This window comes from Mesorhizobium sp. WSM4311 (assembly GCF_002295115.1).
GTDB lineage: Bacteria > Pseudomonadota > Alphaproteobacteria > Rhizobiales > Rhizobiaceae > Mesorhizobium.
Genome location: NZ_NSFV01000004.1, coordinates 553,282 through 579,627, shown reverse-complemented (window position 1 = coordinate 579,627; position 26,346 = coordinate 553,282). Strand labels below are relative to the sequence as shown.

Annotated in this window: 24 protein-coding genes; 14 read left to right on the top strand and 10 right to left on the bottom strand. The window is 64.7% G+C overall.

Annotated features, from left to right (window positions below; genetic code table 11):
• Window positions 1-119: 119 nt before the first annotated feature.
• Window positions 120-887: a L,D-transpeptidase gene (locus tag CK226_RS13550; RefSeq protein ID WP_095792108.1), complete on the bottom strand. Its 768-nt coding sequence runs from the start codon at window positions 885-887 to the stop codon at window positions 120-122.
• A 229-nt stretch (window positions 888-1,116) separates the two neighbouring features.
• On the opposite strand from CK226_RS13550, the gene CK226_RS36015 reads away from it, so the two are divergent.
• Together CK226_RS36015 and CK226_RS13540 are read left to right on the top strand one after the other, a co-directional pair.
• A complete protein-coding gene (locus tag CK226_RS36015; RefSeq protein ID WP_095771501.1) occupies window positions 1,117-1,239 on the top strand; it encodes a hypothetical protein in 123 nt (40 codons plus the stop codon).
• Between the two features lie 156 nt (window positions 1,240-1,395).
• The gene (locus CK226_RS13540; protein WP_095771502.1) at window positions 1,396-2,019 is read left to right on the top strand and encodes a LysE family translocator; all 624 of its coding nucleotides are present in this window, start codon (window positions 1,396-1,398) and stop codon (window positions 2,017-2,019) included.
• A gap of 36 nt (window positions 2,020-2,055) precedes the next feature.
• Here CK226_RS13540 and CK226_RS13535 read toward each other — a convergent pair whose 3' ends face one another.
• Window positions 2,056-4,902 carry an autotransporter outer membrane beta-barrel domain-containing protein gene (locus CK226_RS13535; RefSeq protein WP_095792107.1) on the bottom strand — a complete coding sequence of 949 codons (2,847 nt, stop codon included), beginning with the start codon at window positions 4,900-4,902 and terminating at the stop codon, window positions 2,056-2,058.
• Between the two features lie 228 nt (window positions 4,903-5,130).
• Between CK226_RS13535 and CK226_RS13530 the strand changes: the two genes are divergently transcribed.
• Window positions 5,131-6,453 (top strand): tetratricopeptide repeat protein, encoded by a 1,323-nt coding sequence (locus tag CK226_RS13530; protein ID WP_095792106.1) that lies wholly within the window; start codon window positions 5,131-5,133, stop codon window positions 6,451-6,453.
• Window positions 6,454-6,535: 82 nt separating this feature from the next.
• The gene (xylB, locus tag CK226_RS13525) at window positions 6,536-7,990 is read left to right on the top strand and encodes a xylulokinase (protein ID WP_095792105.1); all 1,455 of its coding nucleotides are present in this window, start codon (window positions 6,536-6,538) and stop codon (window positions 7,988-7,990) included.
• A 32-nt stretch (window positions 7,991-8,022) separates the two neighbouring features.
• Here the strand turns inward: xylB and CK226_RS13520 are convergent, their stop codons facing one another.
• Window positions 8,023-8,385, bottom strand: coding sequence for a nuclear transport factor 2 family protein (locus tag CK226_RS13520; RefSeq protein WP_095792104.1), 363 nt, complete (start codon window positions 8,383-8,385; stop codon window positions 8,023-8,025).
• A 113-nt stretch (window positions 8,386-8,498) separates the two neighbouring features.
• On the opposite strand from CK226_RS13520, the gene xylA reads away from it, so the two are divergent.
• Together xylA and CK226_RS13510 are read left to right on the top strand one after the other, a co-directional pair.
• Complete coding sequence (gene xylA / locus CK226_RS13515) at window positions 8,499-9,824, top strand: xylose isomerase (protein ID WP_038651459.1); 1,326 nt, start codon at window positions 8,499-8,501, stop codon at window positions 9,822-9,824.
• 420 nt (window positions 9,825-10,244) lie between these two features.
• Window positions 10,245-10,448 carry a hypothetical protein gene (locus CK226_RS13510; protein WP_095771507.1) on the top strand — a complete coding sequence of 68 codons (204 nt, stop codon included), beginning with the start codon at window positions 10,245-10,247 and terminating at the stop codon, window positions 10,446-10,448.
• A 15-nt stretch (window positions 10,449-10,463) separates the two neighbouring features.
• On the opposite strand, the gene CK226_RS13505 is transcribed toward CK226_RS13510, so the two are convergent.
• A complete protein-coding gene (locus tag CK226_RS13505; protein ID WP_095792185.1) occupies window positions 10,464-11,444 on the bottom strand; it encodes a GlxA family transcriptional regulator in 981 nt (326 codons plus the stop codon).
• 136 nt (window positions 11,445-11,580) lie between these two features.
• On the opposite strand from CK226_RS13505, the gene CK226_RS13500 reads away from it, so the two are divergent.
• The 7 genes from CK226_RS13500 to CK226_RS13470 all read left to right on the top strand — a co-directional run bounded on the left by CK226_RS13500 (window position 11,581) and on the right by CK226_RS13470 (window position 19,397).
• Window positions 11,581-12,504, top strand: a complete 924-nt coding sequence (locus CK226_RS13500) for a 3-keto-5-aminohexanoate cleavage protein (RefSeq protein WP_095792103.1) — start codon at window positions 11,581-11,583, stop codon at window positions 12,502-12,504.
• Window positions 12,505-12,517: 13 nt separating this feature from the next.
• A complete protein-coding gene (locus tag CK226_RS13495; RefSeq protein ID WP_095771509.1) occupies window positions 12,518-13,150 on the top strand; it encodes an HD domain-containing protein in 633 nt (210 codons plus the stop codon).
• The gene (locus CK226_RS13490; protein ID WP_095792102.1) at window positions 13,147-14,241 is read left to right on the top strand and encodes a carnitine 3-dehydrogenase; all 1,095 of its coding nucleotides are present in this window, start codon (window positions 13,147-13,149) and stop codon (window positions 14,239-14,241) included. The genes CK226_RS13495 and CK226_RS13490 overlap by 4 nt, the downstream gene beginning before the upstream one ends.
• Before the next feature lie 4 nt (window positions 14,242-14,245).
• Window positions 14,246-15,409 (top strand): acyl-CoA dehydrogenase, encoded by a 1,164-nt coding sequence (locus CK226_RS13485; RefSeq protein WP_095792101.1) that lies wholly within the window; start codon window positions 14,246-14,248, stop codon window positions 15,407-15,409.
• 83 nt (window positions 15,410-15,492) lie between these two features.
• The gene (locus CK226_RS13480; protein ID WP_095792184.1) at window positions 15,493-17,571 is read left to right on the top strand and encodes an acetate--CoA ligase family protein; all 2,079 of its coding nucleotides are present in this window, start codon (window positions 15,493-15,495) and stop codon (window positions 17,569-17,571) included.
• Entirely contained in the window at window positions 17,564-18,346 is a 783-nt protein-coding gene (locus CK226_RS13475; protein ID WP_095792100.1) for a carnitinyl-CoA dehydratase, read from the top strand. Before CK226_RS13480 ends, CK226_RS13475 begins: the two co-directional genes overlap by 8 nt.
• Before the next feature lie 112 nt (window positions 18,347-18,458).
• Window positions 18,459-19,397 (top strand): alpha/beta hydrolase, encoded by a 939-nt coding sequence (locus CK226_RS13470; protein ID WP_095792099.1) that lies wholly within the window; start codon window positions 18,459-18,461, stop codon window positions 19,395-19,397.
• Window positions 19,398-19,442: 45 nt separating this feature from the next.
• On the opposite strand, the gene CK226_RS13465 is transcribed toward CK226_RS13470, so the two are convergent.
• The 5 genes from CK226_RS13465 to CK226_RS13445 form a co-directional block, all read right to left on the bottom strand.
• Window positions 19,443-21,101: an FAD-binding dehydrogenase gene (locus CK226_RS13465; protein ID WP_095792098.1), complete on the bottom strand. Its 1,659-nt coding sequence runs from the start codon at window positions 21,099-21,101 to the stop codon at window positions 19,443-19,445.
• 40 nt (window positions 21,102-21,141) lie between these two features.
• On the bottom strand, window positions 21,142-22,128 hold the full coding sequence (locus tag CK226_RS13460; protein WP_095792097.1) for a Gfo/Idh/MocA family oxidoreductase: 987 nt from the start codon (window positions 22,126-22,128) through the stop codon (window positions 21,142-21,144).
• 80 nt (window positions 22,129-22,208) lie between these two features.
• Window positions 22,209-22,784 (bottom strand): YceI family protein, encoded by a 576-nt coding sequence (locus CK226_RS13455; protein ID WP_095792096.1) that lies wholly within the window; start codon window positions 22,782-22,784, stop codon window positions 22,209-22,211.
• A 68-nt stretch (window positions 22,785-22,852) separates the two neighbouring features.
• The gene (locus CK226_RS13450) at window positions 22,853-23,425 is read right to left on the bottom strand and encodes a cytochrome b (protein ID WP_095792095.1); all 573 of its coding nucleotides are present in this window, start codon (window positions 23,423-23,425) and stop codon (window positions 22,853-22,855) included.
• 189 nt (window positions 23,426-23,614) lie between these two features.
• Window positions 23,615-24,505, bottom strand: coding sequence for a LysR family transcriptional regulator (locus tag CK226_RS13445; protein ID WP_095771518.1), 891 nt, complete (start codon window positions 24,503-24,505; stop codon window positions 23,615-23,617).
• Between the two features lie 96 nt (window positions 24,506-24,601).
• Between CK226_RS13445 and CK226_RS13440 the strand changes: the two genes are divergently transcribed.
• The gene (locus CK226_RS13440; RefSeq protein WP_095792094.1) at window positions 24,602-25,597 is read left to right on the top strand and encodes an aldo/keto reductase; all 996 of its coding nucleotides are present in this window, start codon (window positions 24,602-24,604) and stop codon (window positions 25,595-25,597) included.
• Between the two features lie 144 nt (window positions 25,598-25,741).
• Here CK226_RS13440 and CK226_RS13435 read toward each other — a convergent pair whose 3' ends face one another.
• Window positions 25,742-26,344 carry a nucleotidyltransferase family protein gene (locus CK226_RS13435; protein WP_095792093.1) on the bottom strand — a complete coding sequence of 201 codons (603 nt, stop codon included), beginning with the start codon at window positions 26,342-26,344 and terminating at the stop codon, window positions 25,742-25,744.
• Window positions 26,345-26,346 lie beyond the last annotated feature (2 nt).

The window sequence follows — 26,346 nt, the reverse complement described above, 5'->3', positions numbered from 1 at the left end:
TTGCCGCATCACGCAACGGGAGAGTCGCGAGCATGATCCCGAAAAGTGGAAACGGGTTTTCGGCAAAAGTTCATGCTCGAACAGGAAGATGGAAGCGGCAGCGTAGGCCGCCCAAACAATCAGATGACGACGACCGGGTTTTTCTTCGAAACGCGGCTGTAGAGGTCGATGATGTCCTGGTTGATCAGGCGCACGCAGCCCGACGACATCGCCTGGCCGATGCTCCACCATTCGGGCGAGCCGTGGATGCGGTAGCCGGTGTCCCTGCCGTCCTGGTAGATGTAGAGCGCGCGCGCGCCGAGCGGGTTGGTGAGGCCGCCGGGCTGGCCGCCCTGCCACTTCACCAGTTCGGGCTTGCGCTGGATCATCTCCGGCGGCGGCGTCCAGGTCGGCCATTCCCGGCCATACTGGATGTTGGCGCGGCCGGACCAGCGGAAGCCGTCCTTGCCGATGCCGACGCCGTAGCGGATGGCGTCGCCGCCCGGCTGGACGAAATAGAGCATGCGCTCCTTGAGATGGACGACGATGGTTCCGGGCGCCTCGCCGGACGTGTCGACGACGATCTGGCGGCGGAATTCCGGCTTGACCTTGAGATAAGGCACTTCAGGCACGTTGAAACCATTGTCCGTCAAAGCGGCGTACATCAGGTCGGGGCTGGTGATGTTCCTGTCGACGCTGATCGCCGGCCGCATCGGCGGCACGGAACCGGTGACCGTATTGTCGAGTTCGAGCGCCGGCATGCCGCCGCCGGAAGTCGAGCAGCCGGCCGCACCGAGCAGCGCAAGGGCGCCTGCCCCGGAAAGGACGGCGCGGCGGGAAAGATGATGATTGGTTTCGATTGCGTCGCCGTTTCGTGGCGGCGTCAGACCTTGCGGCAACTCACGCATATACCCAAACCCTACGCTGTCGGCGGGAAGCACGGTCCGGCCGGATAGCGGGCATTTTCATCATTCATGGTTGATAAAGCGTGAATACCTTGCACTGCCTGCATTTGTGCCTGGCATGGCGGCACCGGGCCGTCCCGAATGAACTGGCAATCGGGCGTTCCGACCGAGGTCGGGTCATAATCCCGGCGCCAGCCTTTCCTACGCATCAGGCAGTCAGCGAGGGGCCTGCATGTGCAAGACGCTAAAAACCGACATCACGCTTGTTGCCGCTGCCATTGTCGCGGCCGCCTTGGTTCTCGGTGCCGATGTCAGCCTGGCCGATATCGTGAGCACGCTGGGCGGCGCGAACTGACGCCGACCTGCCTTTGGCGCAATTGATAGCACGGCAATTCCAGGGAAAGTGCGTGGCGGTCTTCCGCCCGAATGTTCGTAAAAACAAAAATCAGGCCTCTTTACATTGCCCCTAGGCTGAGGATTTATCCTTCTCCTTAACCCAAGGGAGACAGACATGTCCTTCGAGAACTGGGCCGCTTTCGCCGCCGCGTCGACCATCCTGCTCATCATTCCGGGTCCGACCATCCTGCTGGTCGTGTCCTATGCGCTGGGCCAGGGCTGGCGCACCGCTTTGCCGATGGCGGTTGGCGTGGCGCTCGGCGATTTCACCGCCATGACCTTGTCGATGCTCGGCATCGGCGCGCTGCTCGCCGCTTCGGCAACCGTCTTCACCATGCTGAAGCTGATCGGCGCCGGCTATCTGATCTATCTCGGCGTGAAACTGTTCCGCGCCGGCGGCGCGCTGAAAGCCGAGCCGCGCACCGACGCGGTGTCTTCGGCCAAGATGATGGCTCATGCCTGGCTGGTCACCGCGCTCAACCCGAAAAGCATCACTTTCTTCGTCGCCTTCCTGCCGCAGTTCCTCGACCGGCACGCCGATTTCTGGACGCAGATGCTGATCTTCGAGACGACTTTCCTGGCGCTCGCCTTCGCCAATGCCTTCGGCTATGCGCTGATTGCGGCCCGCGCCCGAAACGTCGTGCGCAATCCCAAGGCGATCCGCATCTTCAACCGCACCGGCGGCACGCTGCTGGTCGGCGCCGGCATCGCCACGGTGGCGATGCGTTCGGGTAATTGATGTCCCGACGGGGACGCAGGTGAGGCCCCGAGGGCCTCACCATTTGACGCTGATACCCACATTGCCCTCGAGGATGCGGCGCTTGTCGCCGCCCAGATTGGTCGTGTAGTCGCCGGTGGCAAAGAGGCTGACCTTGTCGGTCACCTCAGCGACCACGCCGCCGCCGAACTCGAAGGAGGTCGACCGGCCCTCGGTCGAGATGTCGGTGGTGTCGAAATTGACATGGCTGGTGCCGCCGAAATCGTGCCAGATGTTGGCTTTGAGGTAGGGCTGCAGCGCCACGCCGTTGATGGTGGTCTCGCCCTGCAGCCGCGCACCCAGCCGGCCGCTGACGCTGTCGTCGGTATCGAAGGAAACCGACGAGAAGCGGTCGTTGGTGTCGTCGAGCGACAGATGCTGCCAGACCAGTTGCGCCTGCGGCTCAAGCGTCCAGCCCTGTGCCAGCGCGATTGGGTAGCCGCCTTCCAGCGAAGCGGTGACGCCTGTTCCGCCGACATCGATGCCGATGTCGCGCGACGATGTCGCGTCGCCGCCGAAGAAGGTGGCCATGAGGACGCCGTCAAGGTACCAGCCGCTTTGGCCGATCCGGGTCCAGTAACCGCCGATGCTGGTGCCGGTGACGTCGAGGCTGCCGACGGACAGATCGTTCCATCCCAGCGCCTGGCCGCGCAAATCGCCCTTCATGCTGGCATAGGCGACGAACAGGCCGGCGCGATCGATTCCGCCCGAGGCGGTGTCGCGGCCGAACACGTCGAAGCCCGCCTGGAGGCCGTACAGCGTGCCGTCGAAGGAGGGCGACACCGTTCCCGACCAGCCCATCTTGGCGTCCTGGCCATAGATGCGGCCCCAGACCGGCGATAGCTCGGGGTTCGACAGCAGGCTTTGCTCACCCCGCCGTTCGTGGAAGGTGCCGAGCGTCGTCATCGCCAGGTGTTCGGTCACCGGCGGCAAGGCCGAATAGACCGGCACCTCGATGCGGTAGAGCGGGATCACGGCTGCCTGCACCGCCGTCGCTCCGGGTGTCGGCGGCGCCGGCTGGACAGGCGGCGGGCCAGGCAGTGTCGGCACTGGAAGCGCCGGCGCTTCGGTCGGCACCACCGGCGGTGGTGGTGGCGGATCCGCCGGAGGCGCCGGTGGTGGTGGCGGCGGTGGTTCGGGTTGCGGGTCGCTGGCCTGCACGGGCGGTGTCGGGTCGACCGGCGGATTGTTGATGTCGCCCTCGCTCGGCGGCGGGGTCGGCGGCAGTTCGGAGGGCGGCGGCGGTGGCGGCTCGGCCGCCGGCGGCACCGGTTCCACCGGCGGAGGGGGCTCGACCGTCGGTGGCGCCGCGGCCGGCGTCGTCGGTGTTATCAGCGTCGAGCGCAGATACCAGTTCTCCTCGCTGCCGGCGCTGACGCCGCCCTTGAAAAGATAGTATTCGAAGGCGCCGGCGGCGACCGGCCCGTCAAGCGCGAAGGTCGAGGCGCCCGAAGTGGCGCCGTTGACCGCCTGGACGAGCATGATGCCGTCCTGTGTGGTCGCGGCACCCGCACCGCCGGCGTTGACCACGGAAATGCCGGTCGAGCCGGAAGCCGTGCCGCCCGAAAGCACCAGCCTGTCGGACGCGGAAGAATCGTCGCCGAGTTCGGTCTGGACAAGCAGCACGCCGCCGGCGCCGACATAATTGCCCGAAATCGTCAGCCGGTCGGTTGCGCCCGTGGCGCCGTTGGTCAGGTCGATGCGCCCGGCATTGGTCACTTCCGCCAACTGGCCTGCCGTGAAGGCCTGGATCGTCGAGTTGAAGCCGCCGCCATAGAGCGTGCTCGAAGCATCGACGCTGAGCGAGCCCGTGCCGGTGCCACTGTCGCCGAGCTTGAGATTGCCGTCGAGCATCAGCTGTGTGTCGTTGGTGGCGCTGATGCTTTCCCAGTTCTGGACCCGGCTGATCCCCTCCAACTTGACGTTGTCGAAGGTCAGCGCATCGGTACCGAGGCCGCCATTCAAGGCATCCGTGCCGCCGAGATTGGCGTTGGTGAGGTTGCTGAGCTTGGCGGTATCGTTGTCGGCGCCGAGATCGACGGCGCCATAGATGATGCCGCCGCCATTCCAGACGAAACTGTCGGAGCCAAAGCTCATCAGTACATCGCCGCCGACCGTACCGCCTGATATCGTCACGCTGTCATTGCCGCCGCTGACGCTGATGTTGCCGCCGATCGTGCCGCCCGACAGGATGACGGTGTCCTGGTCAAAGCCGGTGACGAGGTTGCGGTCGATGGTGCCGCCGGACATGTTGAAATAGTTCTTGTCGAGCTTCATGTTGACCCGGCCGATGCGGCCGCCGGTCATCACGGCGTTGTCGCCATCGTCGAAGAAATCGACGATGCGCCCGCCTGTCATGGTGAATGTGTCCAGCCCGTCGCCCTGGTTGAGCGATCCGATCTGGCCGCCGCTCATGTTGAAATCGTCGATGCCGGCGCCCTGCTGGACATTGCCGGCGACGGTGCCGCCGCCGATGGTGAAGAAATCGGTGCCGTCGCCCTGGTCGACCGTGCCGGTGATGGTGCCGGACTGCATGTCGATGCGATCCATACCGGCGCCGAAGATGACGTTGCCGCTCACCTGCCCGGTGCCGCCTGCGGGAAAGGTCAGCGTGTTGTTGCCGCTGGTATCGGTAAGGCTGCCGCCGGAATCGCCGCTGTCGCAGGTGAAGGTGGTGTTTCCGGCCGACGGAACCAGAATGCAGGCCGCCAGGGCCGCGGAATTCGGCAGCAACACAAGTGCTGTAGTTGCAAATAAGCTAATAAACCATGGATGGATTTGCTGCGGCTTTCGCCACGACAAAGAATTCGACTGATCGACGTTTTCCGAACGGCCGTTCGGACGCTGTATTTCAAAATGCTGCATCGCGTCCCCCTCTCAGATCGCGATTACAAGCCCTTCGCCGCGCCGCAATGAAGCCACAATTCGTTCGCTTTTACAAAGCCTAATCTGCATTCGATGGTTGATGAACTGCAAAGGCAGCTGGCATGAACCTTGTGCAGTGCATGGATTGGCACGTCCGTGGCCCATGATTTAAGATCGCCTTGGCCTGAAGGGTCTGGGGCTTGTCCCAGGTCGATCAGAGGATGTTGCATGGCAATCAGGGACGCATTCGGCCTGACATTTTCGGGCGCCACCGAAGCGGGATTCACGCCCTACGGCCAGGCCGTGCGTGAATTGCTGTGCTTCATCGGCGATCCCGTCGCCTCCGTCGACCGTGCCATATCGGAGGATCCCGGTTTCGTCATGGCGCATGTTTTCAAGGGCTATCTCTTCGGCCTCGCCACCGAGCGCGACGCGACGGCGGTGGCCAGGGCTTGCCACGAGGCGGCGCTGCCGCTTGCCGCGACGACGCGCGAAGAGGCGCATGTCTTGGCCCTTGGCCACCTCGCCAACGGGCGCTGGCATGACGCCGCCAGGATCCTCGAGGATATCGCCATCGAGACCCCCCTCGACGCGCTGGCGCTGCAGGTCGGGCACCAGATCGACTTCTTCACCGGCAATGCCCGCATGCTGCGTGACCGCATCGCCCGTGCCTTGCCGTCATGGCAGGGCGGCATGCCGGGCTACCACGCTATTCTCGGAATGCAGGCCTTCGGGCTGGAGGAAATGGGCGACTATGCCAGGGCCGAACAGCTCGGTCGCGCGGCGGTCGAGATCGAGCCGCGCGACGGCTGGGCGCAGCATGCGGTCGCGCATGTCATGGAAATGCAAAGCCGGCAAAGGGACGGGATCGCCTGGATGCGCGCCAATCCCGAAGCCTGGACAAAGGAGAGCTTCCTGCAGGTGCACAATTGGTGGCACCTAGCGCTGTTCCATTACGATCTCGGCGAGATCGACCAGGTGCTGGCGCTCTATGACGGACCGATCTATGGCACGCCATCGGCGATGGCGCTGAATATGGTCGATGCGTCGGCAATCCTGTGGCGGCTGCATCTCGGCGGCATCGATGTCGGTGACCGCTGGACGGCGCTCGCCGCCAATTGGCCCAAGGCCGGCGCCGGCGATTATGCCTTCAACGATGCGCATGCGATGATGGCCTTCGTAGGCGCCGGGCTCGACACCCCGGCGCGGACCTTGCTCGATGCCCAGCGCGAGGCCATGCGCGGCAATGGCGACAACGCCGCTTTCACGCGCGATGTCGGTCATCCGCTGACGCTGGCAATCAAGGCGTTCGGCGAGGGCAACTACACAGAGGCCGTGCACCTGATCCGGCCGATCCGGGCGATCGCCAACCGCTTCGGTGGCAGCCACGCACAGCGCGACGTCATCGACCTGACGCTGATCGAAGCGGCCTTGCGGGCCGGTGACCGCGCGCTCGCCGGGGCGCTCACGGCCGAGCGTTCGATGGCGCGGCCGGATAGCCCACTCTCCGTGCTGCTTGCGCGACGCGCGGCCGATTTGTCAGAGAATTGACCGCAAGCCGATCTTGCCTTAAAAACTGGCTCAGCCAGATTTTTTCGAGATCCGAAAAAAATAATTGGCATGGGAGGATGACATGTATCTCGGCCTCGACCTGGGCACGTCGGGCGTCAAGGCGCTGCTGATCGATGCCGGACAGACCGTCGTCGGTTCCGGCCATGGCTCGCTTGACGTCTCGCGGCCGCGTCCCGGCTGGTCCGAACAGGATCCGTCCCACTGGATACGCGCCTGCGAAGATGCGATCGCCGAACTCAAGGCTTCCCATCCCAGGCAATTCGCGGCGGTGAAAGGCATCGGCCTGTCCGGCCAGATGCACGGCGCGACCTTGCTCGATTCAGCTGACAAAGTGTTGCGCCCCTGCATCCTGTGGAACGACACGCGCAGCCATGTCGAGGCGGCGGCGCTCGACGCCGATCCGCGCTTCCGCAAGCTCACAGGCAACATCGTTTTCCCCGGCTTCACCGCGCCCAAGCTCGCCTGGGTGAAGAACAACGAACCCGCCGTCTTCGCCAAAGTGGCGAAGGTGCTGCTGCCGAAGGATTTCCTGCGGCTTTGGCTGACCGGCGAGCACATTTCCGAAATGTCCGACTCCGCCGGCACGTCCTGGCTTGATGTCGGCAAGCGCCGCTGGTCGCCCGAATTGCTGGCGGCAACGTCGCTCGACGACAAGCAGATGCCGTCGCTGGTCGAGGGCACCGAGAAGGCCGGTGGTTTGCGCGCTGAATTGGCATCGAAATGGGGCGTCGTGGCCGGCATCCCGATTGCCGGCGGCGCCGGCGACAATGCAGCCTCGGCCTGCGGCATGGGCACGGTCGGCGCTGGCCATGCCTTTGTCTCTCTCGGTACGTCGGGCGTGCTGTTTGCCGCCAACGCGTCCTATCTGCCCAACCCGGCAAGTGCCGTCCACACCTTCTGCCATGCGCTGCCCGACACCTGGCACCAGATGGGCGTGATCCTGTCGGCGACCGATTCGCTCAACTGGCTGTCGGAGATCACTGGAAAGAGCGCGGGTGAACTGACCGCCGAACTCGGCGACGCGCTGAAGGCACCGACCGGTGTATCCTTCCTGCCCTACCTCTCTGGCGAGCGCACGCCGCATAATGATTCCGCCATCCGCGGTTCCTTCACCGGGCTGGCGCATGAATCGAGCCGCGCGGTGCTGACGCAGGCAGTGCTCGAGGGCGTCGCCTTCGCCTTCCGTGACAGTCTCGAAGCCCTGAAGACAGCCGGCACCACATTGACGCGGGTGACGGCGATCGGCGGCGGCTCACGCTCGCGCTACTGGCTGAAATCGATCGCCACCGCGCTGCAGGTGCCGGTGGACATTCCCGCCGACGGCGATTTCGGCGCCGCCTTCGGTGCCGCCAGGCTCGGTCTGATCGCGGCGACGGGTGCCGCTCCGCTGGCCGTCTGCTCCGCCCCAAGGACGGATGCCACGATCGAACCGGATGCCAAGCTCGGCGGCGCCTATGCGGACGCCTATCATCGCTACCGGGCGCTCTATCCGGCAATCAGGAGTGCCACGGCGTGAACGATTTCTCGCCCACGCCGCGACTTCCGGCCTCACTGCGCCGGCACTTTGTCCAGAAAACCGGTGATGCTCTTCAGGCGGCCGTTTTCGATGATTCCGATGTCGGTGCCTTCGATCACCGAAGGAACGCCTTCAGGCCCGAGGTTCCAGGAGAAGCGGATCTTGTCGGCGAAGCCGTCCGGCGTGCCCTTCAGCGAGAAGCGGAAGCCGGCAAAGCGTTGCTGCACGCCGTCGATGAGCGCCGCGACACCGTCATGGCCGTCGCCCTGCATGACCGGATCGCGATAGCTGACGTCTTCGGTGAAGGTGGCGTTCAGCAATTCGGCGCGGCGGCCGGCATCGCTTTCGTTCCAGGCGGTGATGTAGCCCTCGGCGATCTTGTTGAGGTCGGTCATGGTCTGTCTCCTTTGTTTGATGGCTTTGACATCAGCCTTTTCGACCAGCCTGGGACCGAAACCAATTACGCCTGAGGTAATCAGGGCGAACTATTCGAGAGAGGACGGAAATCATGAGCAGCGGATTTTTCGGCGACATCCAGAAGATCAAATATGAGGGGCCGGATTCGACCAATCCGCTGGCCTACCGCTTCTACAATCCTGACGAGGTGGTGGCCGGCAAGCGGCTGGAAGACCATCTGCGCTTCGCCGTCGCCTACTGGCACTCCTTTGCCTGGCCGGGTGGCGACCCGTTCGGCGGCCAGACCTTCGACCGCCCCTGGTTCCCCAAGGCGGGCGGCATCGACACGATGGAACTGGCGAAGCTCAAGGCCGATGTCGCCTTCGAGATGTTCTCGCTGCTCGGCGCGCCCTATTTCTGCTTCCACGACGCCGATGTCCGGCCCGAGGGCAAGGACTTTTCAGAAAGTGCCGCCCGCCTCGACGAGATCGCTGACTATTTCGCCGGCAAGATGAAGCAGACCGGGGTCAAGCTGCTCTGGGGCACGGCGAACCTTTTTTCGCATCGCCGCTTCATGTCGGGCGCCGCCACCAATCCTGATCCGGATGTCTTTGCCTATGCGGCGGCGACGGTGAAAAGCTGCATCGACGTCACCAAGCGGCTGAAGGGTGAGAACTATGTGCTGTGGGGCGGGCGCGAGGGCTATGAGACGCTGCTCAACACCGACCTTGCCCGCGAGCAGGAACAGGCCGGACGCTTCCTCAGCCTCGTCGTCGACTACAAGCACAAGATCGGCTTCAAGGGCACCATCCTGATCGAGCCGAAGCCGCAGGAGCCGACAAAGCATCAGTACGACTATGACGTCGCAACCGTTTACGGCTTCCTCAAGCGCTTCGGCCTGGAGAAGGAGGTCAAGCTCAACATCGAACAGGGCCACGCCATCCTCGCCGGCCACTCCTTCGAGCACGAACTGGCGCTCGCCAATGCCCTCGGCGTCTTCGGTTCGATCGACATGAACCGCAACGACTACCAGTCGGGCTGGGACACCGACCAGTTCCCCAACAACGTGCCGGAAATGGCGCTGGCCTACTACCAGGTCCTGCAGGCTGGTGGCTTCAAGACCGGCGGCACCAATTTCGACGCCAAGCTGCGCCGTCAGTCGCTCGACCCGCAGGACCTGCTGATCGGCCATATCGGCGGCATGGATTCTTGTGCGCGCGGCCTCAAGGCCGCGGCCCGCATGGTCGAGGACAAGGCGCTGTCGGCGCCGCTGGCCGAGCGCTATGCCGGCTGGAACACGGCAGAGGGCAAGGCAATGCTGTCGGGCAAGCGCACGCTGGAGGACATCGCCGAGCGCGTGGTCAAGAAGAAGATCGAACCGCAGCCGCGCTCCGGCCGTCAGGAATTGCTGGAAAACATCGTCAACCGCTACGTGTGAGGTGTCTTGCGGTGCCCGATTCGGGCGCCGCAGAGCTGAAAATTGCATTCCGCGCGGGGTGGAGCCACACGAGCATGATAGAGCTCGGCGAGGCGTTGACCACCTCGCCGGCGATCGGCGCCGGGCGTGGACGCGTGGGGACGAGCCTGTCGCCGGAACACGGCGCTGAGGGTTGCGCCGGCCTTGTAGCACTGCGCCGCGTCGGGGAATTCCGCCAGTGCCGGAATGCGTGTCATCGCGTCTTCTCGAGGCATTGTCCGCCCGCGGGCCTGCGCCGGAATGTCCGAAGTCAATGTAGCGCAATACCAAAAGGTTTGCCCGCGCCGCCCCTCAATGACCTCGCTCTTGCCTTCAAACTGCCGTCACGTATCTCGTATAAAAGGGACCTGTGGCGGGTGAAAAGGAAGGAGGCGAACCGATATGCAGCACGAACGCGAAATCGACGCCCTGCTCTCATCCGGTGAGACCGGATCGATCATCGACGGGCTGATGGCGCTGCCGCGGCCGACCGACGACGTGAAAAACCAATGGGATCGCGCCGTCAGCAACCGCTTTGAAATCCGGCTGGTGCGACAGATGCGCTCGCAGATCGACGCCGGCAGCGATCGCCAGAACGCCGCCTGATTCCCCTGAACTGACTTAGCCCCGGCGCAACCTCACCGGGGCTTCGCCAAACGCTCTTGAAAACGCTCTGGAAAATGCCGCGGCGGACGAGAATCCGGTCCGCCCGGCAATATCCGCCATGGCCACGCGCGTGTCGACCACCAGCCGGCGCGCGGCCCCCAGCCGCAGCCTCAGATAATAGGCGCCCGGCGTCTCGCCGATCGACTTGCGAAAGATGCTTTCCAGGGTCCGTGCCGTCACGCCGGCGCGCTTGGCGATGGCTTCTATGGTCAGCGGCTGGTCGACATGCGCTTCCATCAGCCGGATGGCCTGCGCCAGGCGCGGATCGTAGCCATCGAGCCGGCCGAGCGAGACCAGCGGCTGCGCATCGGTCGCCACGCGCGCCTGGTCGTAGATGAACGCGCTTGCCACATCGAGCGCCACGGCCATGCCGAGCCGGGTGCGAATCAGGTGCAGCATCAGGTCTAGGGTCGGCGACGCGCCGCCCGTGGTGAACACCGGCCCATCGATGATGTATCGGTCGGGGCGCACGTCGACGCCCGGAAATGCGGACGAAAAATCCTCCATGTCCTCCCAATGGGTGGTGGCGCTACGCCCTTCCAGCAGGCCGGCGCGCGCCACCAGCCATGTGCCCGCCTCGACGCCGCCGCAGGCGCGGGCCGACCGCGCCGCGCGGCGCAACCCGGCGAGCAAGGCCGACGTCGCATAGTTCTGCGTACCGAAGCCCGCGACCACGACCAGGACATCGGTCGGTTCCGTTGCATCGAATTGGCCGCTGACCGCCACGGGCAGGCCGCATGTCGTGACCGGCGCCTCCCCGGTTACCGAAACCAGCTTGAAGTCGAACAGGGTTTCGCCGGCGATGCGGTTGGCGGCCCGCAGCGGATCGACGGCGCACGCCACGCACATGATGGATGCCCCGGAAAACACCAGCAACGTCACCTTGAGCGGCGACTGCTCGGCGCGAAAGATTGTCGCCTTTTCGTTTTTTGTCATGCAGCCTTCGTAAAGCGCAAAGCAGCCGCCTGCAAGTCGCGCAATGTTATGCGTGTCCCTGTGCATGTCGTTGTCCCAAAACCGGTTCCCACTCTTGGGCGACATGCATGGCTGTTCGAATTGGGAGGAGAATTCCATGCCGCTTGCGATGAACCGTGAGGTCTTCATTACCTGTGCCGTGACCGGATCCGGCGGCTCGCAGGATCGCTCTGCGCATGTGCCGCGTTCGCCCAAGCAGATCGCCGATTCGGCCATCGACGCAGCCAAGGCCGGCGCGGCCATCGTCCACTGCCATGTCCGCGACCCCGAGACCGGCAAGCCGCGCCGCGATGTGCATCTCTACCGCGAGGTGACCGAGCGTATCCGCGACGCCAATGTCGACGTCGTTCTGAACCTCACCGCCGGCATGGGCGGCGACATGGTGTTCGGCTCGCCGGAAGCGCCGCTGCCGCTCAACGAAAAAGGCACCGACATGGGCGGCGCCACCAACCGGATGGAGCATGTGCGCCAGTGCCTGCCGGAAATCTGCACGCTTGACTGCGGCACCATGAACTTCGCCGAAGCCGACTATGTCATGACCAACACGCCCGGCATGCTGCGCGCCATGGGCGGCATGATGACGGCCCTCGGCGTCAAGCCCGAGATCGAGGCTTTCGACACCGGCCACCTCTGGTTCGCCAAGCAGCTGGTCGAGGAAAAGGTGCTCAACCCCGACGCGCTGGTGCAGCTCTGCATGGGCGTGCCGTGGGGCGCGCCGGACGATCTCAACACCTTCATGGCAATGGTCAACAACGTGCCGTCGACCTGGAACTGGTCAGCGTTTTCCATCGGCCGCAACCAGATGGCCTATGCCGCGGCGGCCGTGATCGCCGGCGGCAATGTCCGCGTCGGTCTTGAGGACAATCTCTGGCTCGACAAGGGCGTGCTCGCCACCAATGCGCAGCTCGTCGAGCGTGCCGCCAGCATCGTCACCAATCTCGGCGCCCGGATCCTGGGGCCGGAGGAAGTGCGCAAGAAGCTCAACCTGACCAAGCGGGCGCCGATCGCAGCCGCGGCATAGGTGGGGGCTGGCGATGGCTACTACCGTCAAATTCACCGCGATGAAGGATGGCGACAGGCAAGACTACGAGTTCCTGACCGCCCATGAGACCGACTATGCCGCCAGGACCGGCGAGCGGCTGCTCGACGCGCTGGTCCAGCTCGACGAGGGTCTGTCCGGCTACAAGATCACCCGGCTCGGCCATTCGTTGCAGGCGGCGACGCGCGCCTGGCGCGACGGCGCCGACATCGACTGGATCGCCTGTGCGCTGCTGCATGACATTGGCGACATCTACGCGCCATACAATCACGACGAATACGCCGCTTCGATCCTGAAGCCCTTCGTGCGCGAGCAATGCACCTGGGTCGTCGAGAAACACGGCGACTTCCAGCGGCTCTATTACGCCCATCATCTCGGCGGCAACCGCCATGCCCGCGACCGCTTTGCCGGCCACGCCTATTTCGACGATTGCGACCAGTTCTGCGAGCGCTGGGACCAGTCGAGCTTCGATCCCGATTATGAGACGCTGCCGATCGACTTCTTCCGGCCCTTCGTGCTCGAGGTTTTCGCCCGCAAGGCCTACGACGCATCCGTGATCCGCGCCGGCGAGCGCGTGCCTCTCATTGATCCCGAAACAGCCAGGACAAGAACCGGAGCTTGCGCATGAGCATCATCAACAAGGCGGCCGCCGTTGGCGGCGGTGTCATCGGCGCCGGCTGGGTGGCGCGGCTGCTGCTCAACGGCATCGACGTGTCGATCTTCGATCCAGATCCGGAAGCCTCGCGCAAGGTCTCGGAAGTGATGAAGGGCGCGCGCCGCGCCTACAAGCAGATGGTGCCCGGCGGCTTGCCGAAAGAGGGCAAGCTCACCTTCGCCAAGACCATCGCCGAGGCGGTCGCGGACGCCGATTTCATCCAGGAAAGCGTGCCGGAGCGGCTCGACCTCAAGCACAAGGTGCTGGCCGAGATCGACGCCCATGCGCCGGCCAACGCCATTGTCGGCTCCTCGACCTCCGGCATCAAGCCGACCGACATGCAGGTGGCGATGAAGAAGCACCCGGAGCGGCTGGTCGTCGGCCATCCGTTCAACCCTGTCTATCTCCTGCCGCTGGTCGAAATCGTCGGCGGCGAGCAGACCTTCCCCGAGGCGATCGAGGTCGCCAAGGAGATCTATGCCTCGATCGGCATGAAGCCTGTCGTCATCCGCAAGGAGATCGAGGCCTTCGTCGGCGACCGCCTGCTGGAGGCCGCCTGGCGCGAGGCGCTGTGGCTGATCAAGGACGGCATCTGCACGGTCGAGGAACTCGACGACATCATGCGCTACGGCTTCGGCCTGCGCTGGGCGCAGATGGGCATGTTCCAGGTCTATCGCGTCGCCGGCGGCGAGGCCGGCATGCGCCACTTCATGGCGCAGTTCGGGCCATGCCTGAAATGGCCGTGGACCAAGCTGATGGACGTGCCGGAATTCAACGACGAACTGGTCGACCTGATCGCCACCCAGTCGGACGACCAGGCGCATGGCCTGTCGATCCGCGAACTGGAAAAGATCCGCGACGACAATCTGGTCGCGATCATGGATGCGTTGTCGAAGCAGAACAAGGGCAAGGGCTGGGGCGCCGGCGCCTTGCACAAGGATTACACCAGGCAGTTGGCCAAGCTGGCGGCAAAGAAGCCGGCTGCTTCCAAGGCCGCCGAAAAGGCCAAGGCCTCCAAGCCGGTGAAGAAGGCGGAAAAGCCGAAGAAAAAGAAGAAGGGCTGAGACGATGGATTTCGGTCTTTCGGAAGAGCAGAAGCTGATCGTCGAGACGACGCGCGCCTTTGTCGAGAATGAGCTTTACCTGCATGAGCGAGAGGTCGAGCGCACCGGTGTGCTGCGCCGCGAGCTGATCGAGGAACTCAAGGCCAAGGCGATCGCGGCCGGGCTCTATGCCGCCAACATGCCGGCCGATGTCGGCGGCGCGGGGCTCGATACGGTGACCTGGCTGCTCTACGAAAAGGAACTCGGCCGCGCCAATTACGCGCTGCACTGGACCTGCGTGGCGCGGCCTTCCAACATCCTCCTGGCCGGCACGCCCGAGCAGCGCGAAAAATATCTGTTCCCGTGCATCCGCGGCGAGAAATGGGACTGCCTGGCGATGACCGAGCCGGGTGCCGGCTCCGACCTGCGCGGCATGAAGGCGTCAGCCGTGCAGGACGGCGACGACTGGGTGCTCAACGGCACCAAGCATTTCATCAGCCACGCCGATCTCGCTGATTTCGCCATCGTCTTCATGGCGTCCGGCGAAGAGGATTCACCGCGTGGCAAGCGCAAGAAGATCACCGCCTTCTTCGTCGACAAGGGCACCAAGGGTTTCACGGTGCGCGATGGCTACCGCAACGTCTCGCATCGCGGCTACACCAACGCCATCCTCGAATTCGACGATTGCCGGCTGCCGGCCAGCCAGGTTCTCGGCGAAGTGCACAAGGGCTTCGACGTCGCCAATTCCTGGCTTGGCGCCACCCGCCTGCAGGTCGGCGCCACCTGCCTCGGACGCGCCGAGCGGGCGCTTGGCCATGCGGTGGAATATGCCGCGCAGCGCCAGCAATTCGGACAGCAGATCGGCAAGTTCCAGGGCGTGTCGTTCAAGCTCGCCGACATGGCGACCGAGTTGAAGGCCGCCGACCTCATGGTCTTCGAAGCCGGCTGGAAGTACGATCAGGGCACCGTCACCGATCAGGACATGGCCATGGCCAAGCTGAAGGCCACCGAAATGCTGGCATACGTTGCCGACGAAGCCATCCAGATCCATGGCGGCATGGGGCTGATGGACGACCTGCCGCTGGAACGCATCTGGCGCGACGCCCGCGTCGAACGCATCTGGGAGGGCACGTCGGAGATTCAGCGACATATTATTTCGCGGGCGCTGCTGCGTCCGTTCGGTGCTTAGAGCATGATCGCCCAAAGCCGAGATTCGGTTTTATCGGGCAAACGAGATCGTTTGTCCTGAGATGCTCAAACGAAAAGATGACCATGCATAAACTCGAACGTCTCCTGCGCCCGAAATCCATCGCCGTCTTCGGTGGCGTGCAGGCCGCCGCCGTCGTCGCGCAATCGATCAAGATGGGTTTTGCCGGCGAGATCTGGCCGGTGCACCCGACCAAGGACGAGGTTGCCGGACGCAAGGCCTACCGGTCGGTCGCCGATCTGCCCGGCGCGCCGGATGCCGCCTTTGTCGGCGTCAACCGGCATCTGACCATCGAGGTGGTCAAGGCGCTGGCCGAACGCGGCGCCGGCGGTGCCGTCTGCTTTGCCGCCGGCTTCCTCGAAACCGAGGCCTATGACGATGACGGCGAGCGGCTGCAGGCCGAACTGGTCGCGGCCGCCGGCGAGATGCCGATCATCGGGCCGAATTGCTACGGCCTGATCAACTATGCCGATGGCGCGCTTTTGTGGCCCGACCAGCATGGCGGCATCCGGCTGGAGGAGGGCGGCAAGGGCGTCGCCATCATCACCCAATCCTCCAACATCGCCATCAACATGACGATGCAGAAGCGCGGCCTGCCGATCGCCTTCCTGATGACCGCCGGCAACCAGGCGCAGACCGGCCTCTCCGAAATGGCGCTCGGCCTGATCGAGGATGAGCGGGTGACATCGCTCGGCCTGCATATCGAGGCCTTCGATTCGGTAGCCGGCTTCGAACGGTTGGCTGCGCGGGCACGCGAACTGAAGAAGCCGATCATCGCCATGAAGGTCGGTCGCTCCGAACAGGCGCGGCAGGCCACTGTCTCGCACACCGCGTCGCTGGCCGGTTCGGACGCGGCCTCCGGCGCTTTCCTGAGGCGGCTGGGCATTGCGCGCGTCGATTCCATTCCGGCCTTCATCGAGGCGCTGAAGCTGCTGCACATCACTGGTCCGCTCCCGGGCTATCGCCTGTCGTCTATGAGCTGTTCTGGCGGCGAGGCTTCTGTCATGGCCGACAGCGCCGAAGGTCGCTGGGTCAATTTCCCGGTTTTGACGGAAAAACACCGTGCCCATGTCAAGTCGACGCTCGGGCCGCTGGTCGCGGTCGCCAACCCGCTCGACTACCACACCTTCATCTGGAACAATGAGCCGGCGATGACCGCCACCTTCACCGCCATGGTGTCGGGCGGCTTTGACTTGAACATGCTGGTGCTCGACTTTCCGCGCCCGGACCGTTGCTCGGTCACCGACTGGTGGGCGACGCTGCGCGCCTTCGAATCGGCGCTGAAGACCAACAAGGCGCATGGCGCGATCGTCTCCTCGCTGCCGGAGAACCTGCCGGAGGAATACACCGCGGAGCTGATGGCGCGCGGCATGGTGCCGCTGTTCGGCATTTCCGAGGCCATGGATGCCGCAGGCGCAGCGGCCTTCATCGGCTGGGCATGGGCCGAACCGCAGGCGCAGCCGGTCGACACCTCCGCTGCTGGCGCCGCCGGCGGCGCGCATGTCACGCCCGACGAGGCCGAGGCCAAGGCGCGGCTGATCAAGGCCGGGCTTCCCGTGCCCAAGGGCGAGCGCGCCGGCAACGCGGTCGAGGCGGTGATTTCCTCGATGGCGCTCGGCTTTCCCGTTGCCCTGAAGGCGCTGGGCGTCACCCACAAATCCGAGGTCGGCGCTGTCCGGCTCAACCTCAAGGACGCCGAATCCGTCAGCACGGCGGCGCATGATCTGCTGCCGCTCGGCACCGGCCTCTATGTCGAGCGCATGGTGCGCGACGGCGTCGCCGAACTGATCGTCGGTTTCACCAGGGATCCGATGTTCGGCGCTGTCATGACGCTCGGCACTGGCGGCGTGCTGGTCGAACTGCTGCGCGACAGCGTCACCTTGATGTTGCCGGCGACCCGCGACGACATCGAGGCGGCTTTGCGCGGCCTGAAGCTGTTCCCGCTGCTCGAAGGCTATCGCGGCCGGCCGAAGGCCGACGTCGCGGCCGCCATCGACGCCATCGCGGGCATTGCCGGCTTCGTGCAGAAGAATGCTGGCGAGATCGAGGAACTCGACATCAACCCGTTGATCGTCTGCGTCGAAGGCAAGGGTGCCTGGATCGCAGACGCGCTGCTGGTGCTGGGAGAGAACAAGAATGTCTGATGTCATTTCGACCCGTCGCGAAGGCTCGATCCTCGAGGTCACCCTCGACCGGCCCAAGGCCAACGCCATCGACCTGAAGACCTCGCGGCTGATGGGGCAAACCTTCAAGGCGTTCCGCGACGATCCGGAATTGCGCGTCGCCATCGTCAAGACATCCGGCGACAAGTTCTTCTGCGCCGGCTGGGACCTGAAGGCGGCCGCCGGCGGCGACGCGGTCGACGGCGATTATGGCGTCGGCGGCTTCGCCGGCCTGCAGGAATTGCGTGACTTGAACAAGCCGGTCATCGCTTGCGTCAACGGTATGGCGGTGGGTGGCGGCTTCGAACTCGCGCTGTCCTGCGATCTCATCTACGCCTCCGACCACTCCTCCTTCGCGCTGCCCGAAATCCGCGCCGGCACGTTGGCCGACGCGGCGACGATCAAGCTGCCGAAGCGCATTCCCTATCATGTCGCCATGGACCTTCTGTTCACCGGCCGTTGGATGGATGTCGCGGAAGCGCATCGCTGGGGCCTGGTCAACGAAGTGCTGCCCAAGGAAAAGCTCGAGGACCGCGTCTGGGAGATCGCGCGCCTGCTCGCCAGCGGCCCGCCGCTGGTGTTCGCCGCGATCAAGGAGACCGCGCGGGTGGCCGAAGCGCTGACCTTCCAGGACGCCATGAACAAGGTGACGCGCCGGCAGTTGGCGACGGTCGACGCTCTCTATGGGTCGGAAGACAATATCGAAGGGTTCCGCGCCTTCGCCGAAAAGCGCGATCCAGTGTGGAAGGGGAAGTGATTTACCCTTCCCTTGATGGAGAGGGTCGGACCGAAGGTCCGGGGTGGGGTGAAGCGCGCCGCCCGCCGCTCCGCGGCGCTCTCCCGCATCAAGGGGGAGGTAAAGGAGCTCCATGACCGACTACACAAAACTCATCGACGCCGAGACCTGGGCCTTCATCGAGCGGACCAATTCCTATTATCCGCCCGATACGATCGATTACACGATCACCCAGCAGCGCGAGATCTATGACCGCATGTGCCGGGAATTCTTTGCCGGCTATCCCCAGGGTGTGACGGTCGAAACCTCGGCCATTGCTACGCCCGCGCACGACATCCCGATCCGCATCTACCGAAGCGCCCCGCAACCGGCGGCGACTGTGCTCTACATCCACGGCGGCGGCTTCATTCTTGGCGGGCTGGACAGCCATGACGACGTTTGCGCCGAGCTCTGCGCCCGCACCACCTACGAAATTGTCTCCGTCGATTACCGGCTGGCACCGGAGCATCTGCATCCGGCCGCCTTTGACGACGCGATGAGCGCCTTTGCATGGGCCGCTTCCACGCGCGACCGACCCATCCTGCTTGGCGGCGACAGCGCCGGCGGCAATCTCTGCGCCGCCGTCGGCCACGCCACGCGCGGCCATGCGAAACGGCCGGCGGGCCAGTTGCTGATCTATCCCGGCCTTGGCGGCGACCGCTCGAAGGGCTCCTATGTTACGCATGCCGAAGCGCCGATGCTGACCATGCGCGATCTCGAATTCTACAAGCACATCCGCACCGGCGGGCAGGATCGCAGCGGCGATGCGACGCTGGCGCCGCTTGCCGATACCGACTTCGCCAAACTGCCGCCGACCGTGCTGATCACCGCGCAGTGTGACCCGCTGTCTTCGGACGGCGAGGCCTATCGGGACCGCATCGTCGGGGCGGGCGGGAGAGCCACCTGGTTCGAGGAACCGGGTCTGGTGCACGGCTATCTCCGGGCCCGGCACACGGTCGGTCGCGCCCGCGAAAGTTTCACGCGGATTGTCGACGCGGTGGCCGCGCTTGGACGAGGCGCCTGGCTCTGGTGAGCGTTTCCCGTCTCACGACGGGCCTGACACCACGGTATCGCCGTTTCACGCCACAGAGCCGGCCGCCGCTCGGCCGGCGCTGCGGCCGGAGAAGATGCAGCCGCCGAGGAACGTGCCTTCCAGTGCGGCATAGCCGTGCACGCCGCCGCCGCCGAAGCCGGCCGCTTCGCCCACCGCATAGAGCCCTGTGACCGGCTGGCCATCCGCATCCAGCACGCGGCTGTCGAGATCGGTCTGCAGGCCGCCCAGCGTCTTGCGGGTCAGGATGTTGAGGCGCACCGCGATCAGCGGGCCGTTTGCCGGATCGAGCATCTTGTGCGGCTTGGCCGTGCGGATGAGCTTGTCGCCGAGATAGACCCGGGCGCCGCGCAGCGCGGTGATCTGCATGTCCTTGGAGAACGGATTGTCGAGTTGGCGATCGCGGGCGCGGATCTCGCGTTCCACCTGCGCGAGCTCGAGCAGCGGCTCGCCGCCGGCCAGCGCGTTCATGCGCGCCACCAGCTTCGAAAGGTCGGCCTCGACGATGAAATCCTCGCCCTTCTCCATGAAGGCCTTCACCGGACCCGGAATGCCTGATGTCGCGCGGCCGAGCACCTGGCGCCAGCTCTTGCCGGTCAGGTCCGGGTTCTGTTCGGAACCCGACAGCGCGAACTCCTTCTGGATGATCTTCCTGGTCAGGATGAACCAGGAATAGTCGAAGCCGGTGCGAATGATGTGGCTGAGCGTGCCCAGTGTGTCGAAGCCGGGATAGAGCGGTACCGGCAGGCGTTTTCCCCTGGCATCGAGCCAGAGCGACGACGGGCCGGGCAGGATGCGGATCGCGTGTTCGGTCCAGATCGGCGCCCAGTTCCTGATGCCCTCGACATAGTGCCACATGCGGTCACGGTTGATGATCGAGCCGCCGGCCTGTTCCGTGATCGCCAGCATGCGGCCGTCGACATGGTCGGGCACGCCGGTGATCATGCGCTTCGGCGCCGTGCCCAGGCGCTTCGGCCAGTTTTCCCGCACCAGCTGGTGATTACCGCCGATGCCGCCGGAGGCGACGATCACCGCTTGCGCATGCAGCTCGAAATCGCCCGATATGTCACGCGAGCTCTTGTGGCCGCGCTCGACGGTGCTGGGTTCGAGGATATCGCCGCGCACGCCGGTCACCACGGCGCCCGTCCGCGTCAATTCGTTGACCCTGTGACGGAACTTGAAGCTGATCAATCCGCGCTTTTGCGCCTCGCGCACGCGCTGCACGAACGGCTCGAGCACGCCGGGGCCGGTGCCCCAGGTGATGTGGAAGCGCGGCACCGAATTGCCATGGCCGATGGCATTGCCGCCGCCGCGCTCGGCCCAGCCGACCACGGGAAAGAATTTCAGGCCGCGCTGCAGCAGCCAGGAGCGTTTCTCGCCGGCGGCGAAACCGACATAGGCTTCCGCCCATCTGCGCGGCCAGAAATCCTCCGGCCGGTCGAAAGCGGCGGTGCCCATCCAGTCCTCGAGCGCCAGATCATGCGAATCGCGGATGCGCATGCGCCGCTGCTCGGGGGAATCGACGAGGAAAAGCCCGCCGAACGACCAGAATGCCTGGCCACCCAGCGACTGCTCCGGCTCCTGGTCGACGATGATGGTCCTCTTGCCGGCCTCGGCAAGCTCGGCGGCGGCAACCAGCCCGGCAAGGCCGGCGCCGACAATGATCACGTCCGCTTCGTCAGCCATTTTTCCTCCCAGAATCAGCCGGCCACTTCATTGCGGAGAGTTAGACAGCCTCCCAGCCGTCCTTGCCGCCGGCGCGGAAGATGGCGTCGATGACCTTCTGGTTGAGCACGGATTCCTCCAGCGTGAAGACACGCTCCTTGCCGCCCTGTGCCGCGCCCGCGAAAGTCTCGACCTCAAGCCGGTACTGCTGCGTGCCGGGAAAGCGGAACACCTGCGCCTCGGTGTGGTTCTGGTTGTGCAGTTCGACGCGGTGATGATCGTAGAGCCCGGCATTGAAGGGCGAAAAGACCTCGATGAAACCCTTCTCGCCGTGGAACACCATCACCTGACGCGCAGCCATCTGCGTCGACAAATAGAAGGACAGTTCGAAATCGCCGAAATCGGCGCGGATCGAGGAGTAGATGTCGGTGCCGAATTTCTTGTCGCGCTCGATCGTCGCCTGCACGCGGCTAGGCTCCTTGCCGGTCGAGAAGCGCGTCGACACGGTCGGGTAGACGCCGATGTCGGGCAGCGCGCCGCCGCCGAGGTCGAGCTGGTTGCGCATGTTGTTGGGGTCGACATTGTAGTAGGAGAACGCGCCTTGCACATGGCGCAGCCGGCCGATGGCGCCGCTGGCGATGAGATCGTGCACCTTGATCCATTGCGGATGGTAGATGACCATGAAGGCCTCGCAGACCAGCACCTTCTTGGCATCGCGCAGCTTGATCAGGGGGAGAATATCCTTGGCGTCAAGCGCGAGCGGCTTCTCGACCAGCACATGTTTTCCCGCCTCGATCGCCTTCGCCGTCCATTCGACATGCTGCGAGGTCGGCAGCGGGATATAGACGCCGTCAATATCCTTGGAGGCCAGGAGTTCCTCATAGGAGCCAAAGGCGTGGCGGGCGCCGAAGCGCTCGGCCAAGGCCTTGGCTTTCGACAGGTCGCGGCTGGCGATCGCCGACAGCACGCCGTTCTCCGCCTCGACGATTGCCGGCAACAACTGCTCGCGGCCGATCTTGGCCGTCGACAACACACCCCATCGGAACATCACGCTTCTCCATGTCGGTTACATCAGGCGAGGTTTGCCCGAAATCGACGGAAAAGCCAATGACCGGGGCTGACCCTAGCTCAGCCCCGCTTCCCCATCAGCGTCATGTCGAAGTTGACGACGTTGGAATAGAGCGGCGTGCCGACATCCATGCCGTAGCGCGACCGCAGCACATTGCCGGTGACATGAAATTTGATTGTGCCGCCCTTCAAGCCGTCGAGTTCGGCGGTGAACTTTTCCGCAAACGTCTTGCCGCGCGCCGTCAGCCTGCCGGTGACAAGCGCTGACGTATCGCCGGTGCGGGTCACGCTGGTCGATCGGAACTGGATCTCCGGGCTGTTTGCCGCATCGAACACCGCGTCGGAGCGCAGGAAGGCATCGATGCGGCTCTGGCCGGTGCCGACGCTTTCGGGATAGATGGTAAGGTCGACCTTCGAGCGCCCGACATCGCCATTGTCGATGCGGATCGTGCCCTTGAAGCGGGCGAAGGCGCCGTCGAAGCCGCCGCCGCCGGCCTTGCCTATGGTGAAACGGATGCTGGAGCCTGCCGGGCTGACCGTGTAGCTGCCGGCGGCGTCGCTCAACGCCACCGCCGCGGCTGCGGGCACGGCAAGGCATGCGACAAAAGCCGCGAATCCAAGGATGCGCGCATGCATGGGATTGTTCCTTTCCCGGAGGCAACGCGTTTGGCGTCCTCACCTCACAAACGCGGGAGGTCCCCGCTCTATTCCCCTTCTGACGAAGGCGTGATCATGCGCGTGAGCACGCTGTCGTGAAGCAGGAAGTGGTGGCGCAGTGCGGCCGCGATATGCAGCGCGACCAGTGCGATGCCCACATAGGCGAGATACCAGTGTGCGGCCGCCCAGAAGCTTTCGGCGGCATCGGATTCGGCGAGCGGCAGATTGGGCATCACGAACAGGTTGAACGGCATGGTCGGGATTTCCAGCGTCGAGACCGAAACCAGCGCCCAGCCGGACAGGGGCAAGGCGATCTGGAAGGCATAGAGCGCCAGATGCGCCAGCGGTGCCGTTCGCCGCTCCAGCGCGCCGACCGAAGCCGGCAGCGGCGGCGTCGCATTGCCGAGCCGCCAGGCGATGCGCAGGATGATGAGGCCAAGCAGCAAAAAGCCCAGGGATTTGTGCAGCTGAATCAGCTCGAAAGCGGTGCGCTGGCTGGTCAGCCGCACCATGACGAAGCCAAGGGCGAATTGCCCGATGAAGATGATGCCGATCAGCCAGTGGAGGAGAATGGTTGCCCAGCCGTAGCGGGTTGGCGTGTTTGTGATTGAAGTCTGCATGGCGTGTGAACGAATGCCGGGTCGGCTTTCTTCCGGCGTTCCTCACCCTCCCCTTGTGGGGAGGGTCGATCCGCAAAGCGGATCGGGGTGGGGGTCCTCGTAGGCGCTACCCCCCAACCCCGCTCGCATTCGCCGCTTCGCTGCGACTGCGAGCCGACCCTCCCCGAGAGGGAGGGTGAGGGACGTTGCCTAACCGCTCACCTTGAAGAAATCCACAAATGCCCTGAGCGCCGGGCGCATCTGCCGGCGGCTGGGGTAATAGACGAAGAACCCGTCGAAGGGCGGGCACCAGTCCTCGAGCACGCGGATCAGCCTGCCGTCGGCCAGCGGCGCGCGGACATAGTCTTCGAAGACGAAGGCGAGGCCGGTGCCGTCGATTGCTGCTTGCGCGATCAGATGATCCTCGTCGAGGATCAGCGGCCCTTGCGCGGCGATCTCGATTTCCTCGCCGCCCTTCGCGAATTCCCAGCGATAGAGAACGCCGCTGGAGAAGCGGAAGCGGATGCAGCGATGATCGGCAAGGTCGCGCGGATGATGCGGTCTCGGCATGGCCGCGAAATAGGATGGCGCGCCGACCACAGCGCCGCGAATGTCCGGCCCGATACGCACCGCGATCATGTCGCGCTGCAGGCTCTCGCCAAGCCGCACGCCGGCGTCGAAACCGCCTTCCACCACATCGGTGAAACGATCCTCGATGAGGATCTCCAGCACGATGTCGGGATAGGCCTTGGCAAAGGCGCCGAGCCGTGGCGTCAGCACCAGATGCGCCGCCGTGCGCGGCACGCTGAGCCGGAGATTCCCGGCCGGCCGGTCGCGCGCCTCGAGTGCCGTCTCCAGCGCCAGGTCGATTTCGGAAAGGGCAGGACGTAACCGCTCCAGCAATTGCGCACCCTCTTCCGTCGGCGCGACGCTGCGGGTGCTGCGCGCCAGCAGCCGCACGCCGAGCCGTGCCTCCAGGCTGGACACCGCATGGCTGACCGCCGACGGCGCGATGGCCAATTCCCTGGCCGCGCCGCGAAAACTGCCGCATTGGGCAACGGTTGCCAGCACGGCAAGTTGGGAAAGATGTGCTCGGTTCATTGATCTATTTCTTGGAACAGCCCGTACAAATGAGAGCCGATTATCGAACAGACTGCAAGGCGCTATTTCTGCTGCATCACAACAAGGAGACGCGTGATGCAAGCCCGCAAGCTAGGAACTGAATTGAACGTCTATCCCGTCGGCCTCGGCTGCATGGGCATGAGCTTCGCCTATGGCGGCCAGCCGGAGGCAGAGGCGATCGCCACGCTGCACCGCGCCGTCGAGATCGGCGTCGACTTCTTCGACACGGCGGAAGTCTATGGTCCTTACGAGAACGAGATCCTGCTCGGCAAGGCGCTGAAGTCGGTGCGGAACAAAGTGACGATCGCCACCAAATTCGGCTTCAAGATTCTGGAGGAAGGCACCGGCCTCGACCGCATGGCCGGCGTCGACAGCCGCCCCGAGCACGTCAAGGCGGTGGCCGAGGCCTCGCTGAAGCGGTTGGGCACCGATGTCATCGACCTCTATTACCAGCACCGCGTCGATCCCAACGTGCCGATCGAGGATACGGTCGGCGCCATGGCAGAGCTGGTGCGCGAGGGCAAGGTGCGCGCGCTCGGCCTGTCGGAGGCAAGTGCGGCGACCATCCGCCGGGCGCATGCCGTGCATCCGATCGCTGCCGTGCAGAGCGAATACTCGCTGTGGAGCCGCGACCCGGAAGAGGAGGTCTTCGCCGTTTGCCGTGAACTCGGCATCGGCTTCGTTCCCTACAGCCCGCTCGGCCGTGGTCTTTTGACGGGCAAGATCGCCAGGCCCGAAACGCTCGACGATGGCGACTGGCGCCGGACCTTGCCGCGCTTCCAGGCCGAGGCCATGGAAGCCAATGCCAAGGTCATCGCCACGCTGGAAGGGATGGCGGCGGAAAAGGGCGTGACCTCGGCGCAGCTGGCGCTGGCCTGGGTGCTGCACCAGGGCGATTTCATCGTACCGATCCCGGGGGCGCGAAAAATCCGCCACCTGGAGCAGAACACGGCGGCGGCCGGGATTGAACTGAGCGCGGCCGAAGTGGCGGCGATCGGCGATGCGCTGTCGCCGGATAAGGTGGTCGGCAAGCGCTACACCGAGGAGCTGCTGGCTCTGGTGAATGGGTAAGCCTTCACCCTCCCCCTTGTGGGGAGGGTCGGCTCGCGGCCGCAGCGAAGCGGAGGCAGCGAGACGGGGTGGGGGAGCGCCCTACGAGTACCCCGCCCCGATCCGCTGCGCGGATCGACCCTCCTCACAAGGGGGAGGGTTAAGTCACCAAGGCACCACAATAATCTCAGGCCAGTTTTCCTTTGCCCGCTTGCCCTTCGCCTCATGCGTTCGCTGGTTGTCCGTCACCCGGTTCGGCGTGATGCGAAACGAGAAGACGTCATCAAGCCCGAACGGCGCCACCAGCTCCATCTGCCCGCCGGCATCGTAGCGCACCCCGACCCCATGCGTCTTCGAGGCAAAATAGCTGATGGGTTCGCTGGAACTCGTATAGCGCGGGCAGGGCTGCCCGAATTTCTGCGGATACCACAGATGCACCCGCGCCTGGTTGCGCACCTCGACCGGCAGCGCCAGCCTCTCGAAATGCCGCGCCGCCCGGCGGATGACAGCATCCTCGGCCTCATAGGACAGGTCGCTGTCGTCGAAATAGAACAGGTCGACATCCTTGATGCCGTAACCCGACGGCTTGCCGGTCAGATGGTTCCAGACTGTATTGTAGAGCGCCCCAGAAACCACCAGCCAGTCCGGCAGCTCAAGCGTGCGGGCCCGCGCCAGCGCCTCATGGACGAGCGGGTCCCCCAAGATGATGTCGAGGAACGCCGCGCGCTGTGCTTCGAACGGCAGCCCGGAATAGCGCAGATGGCCCATCG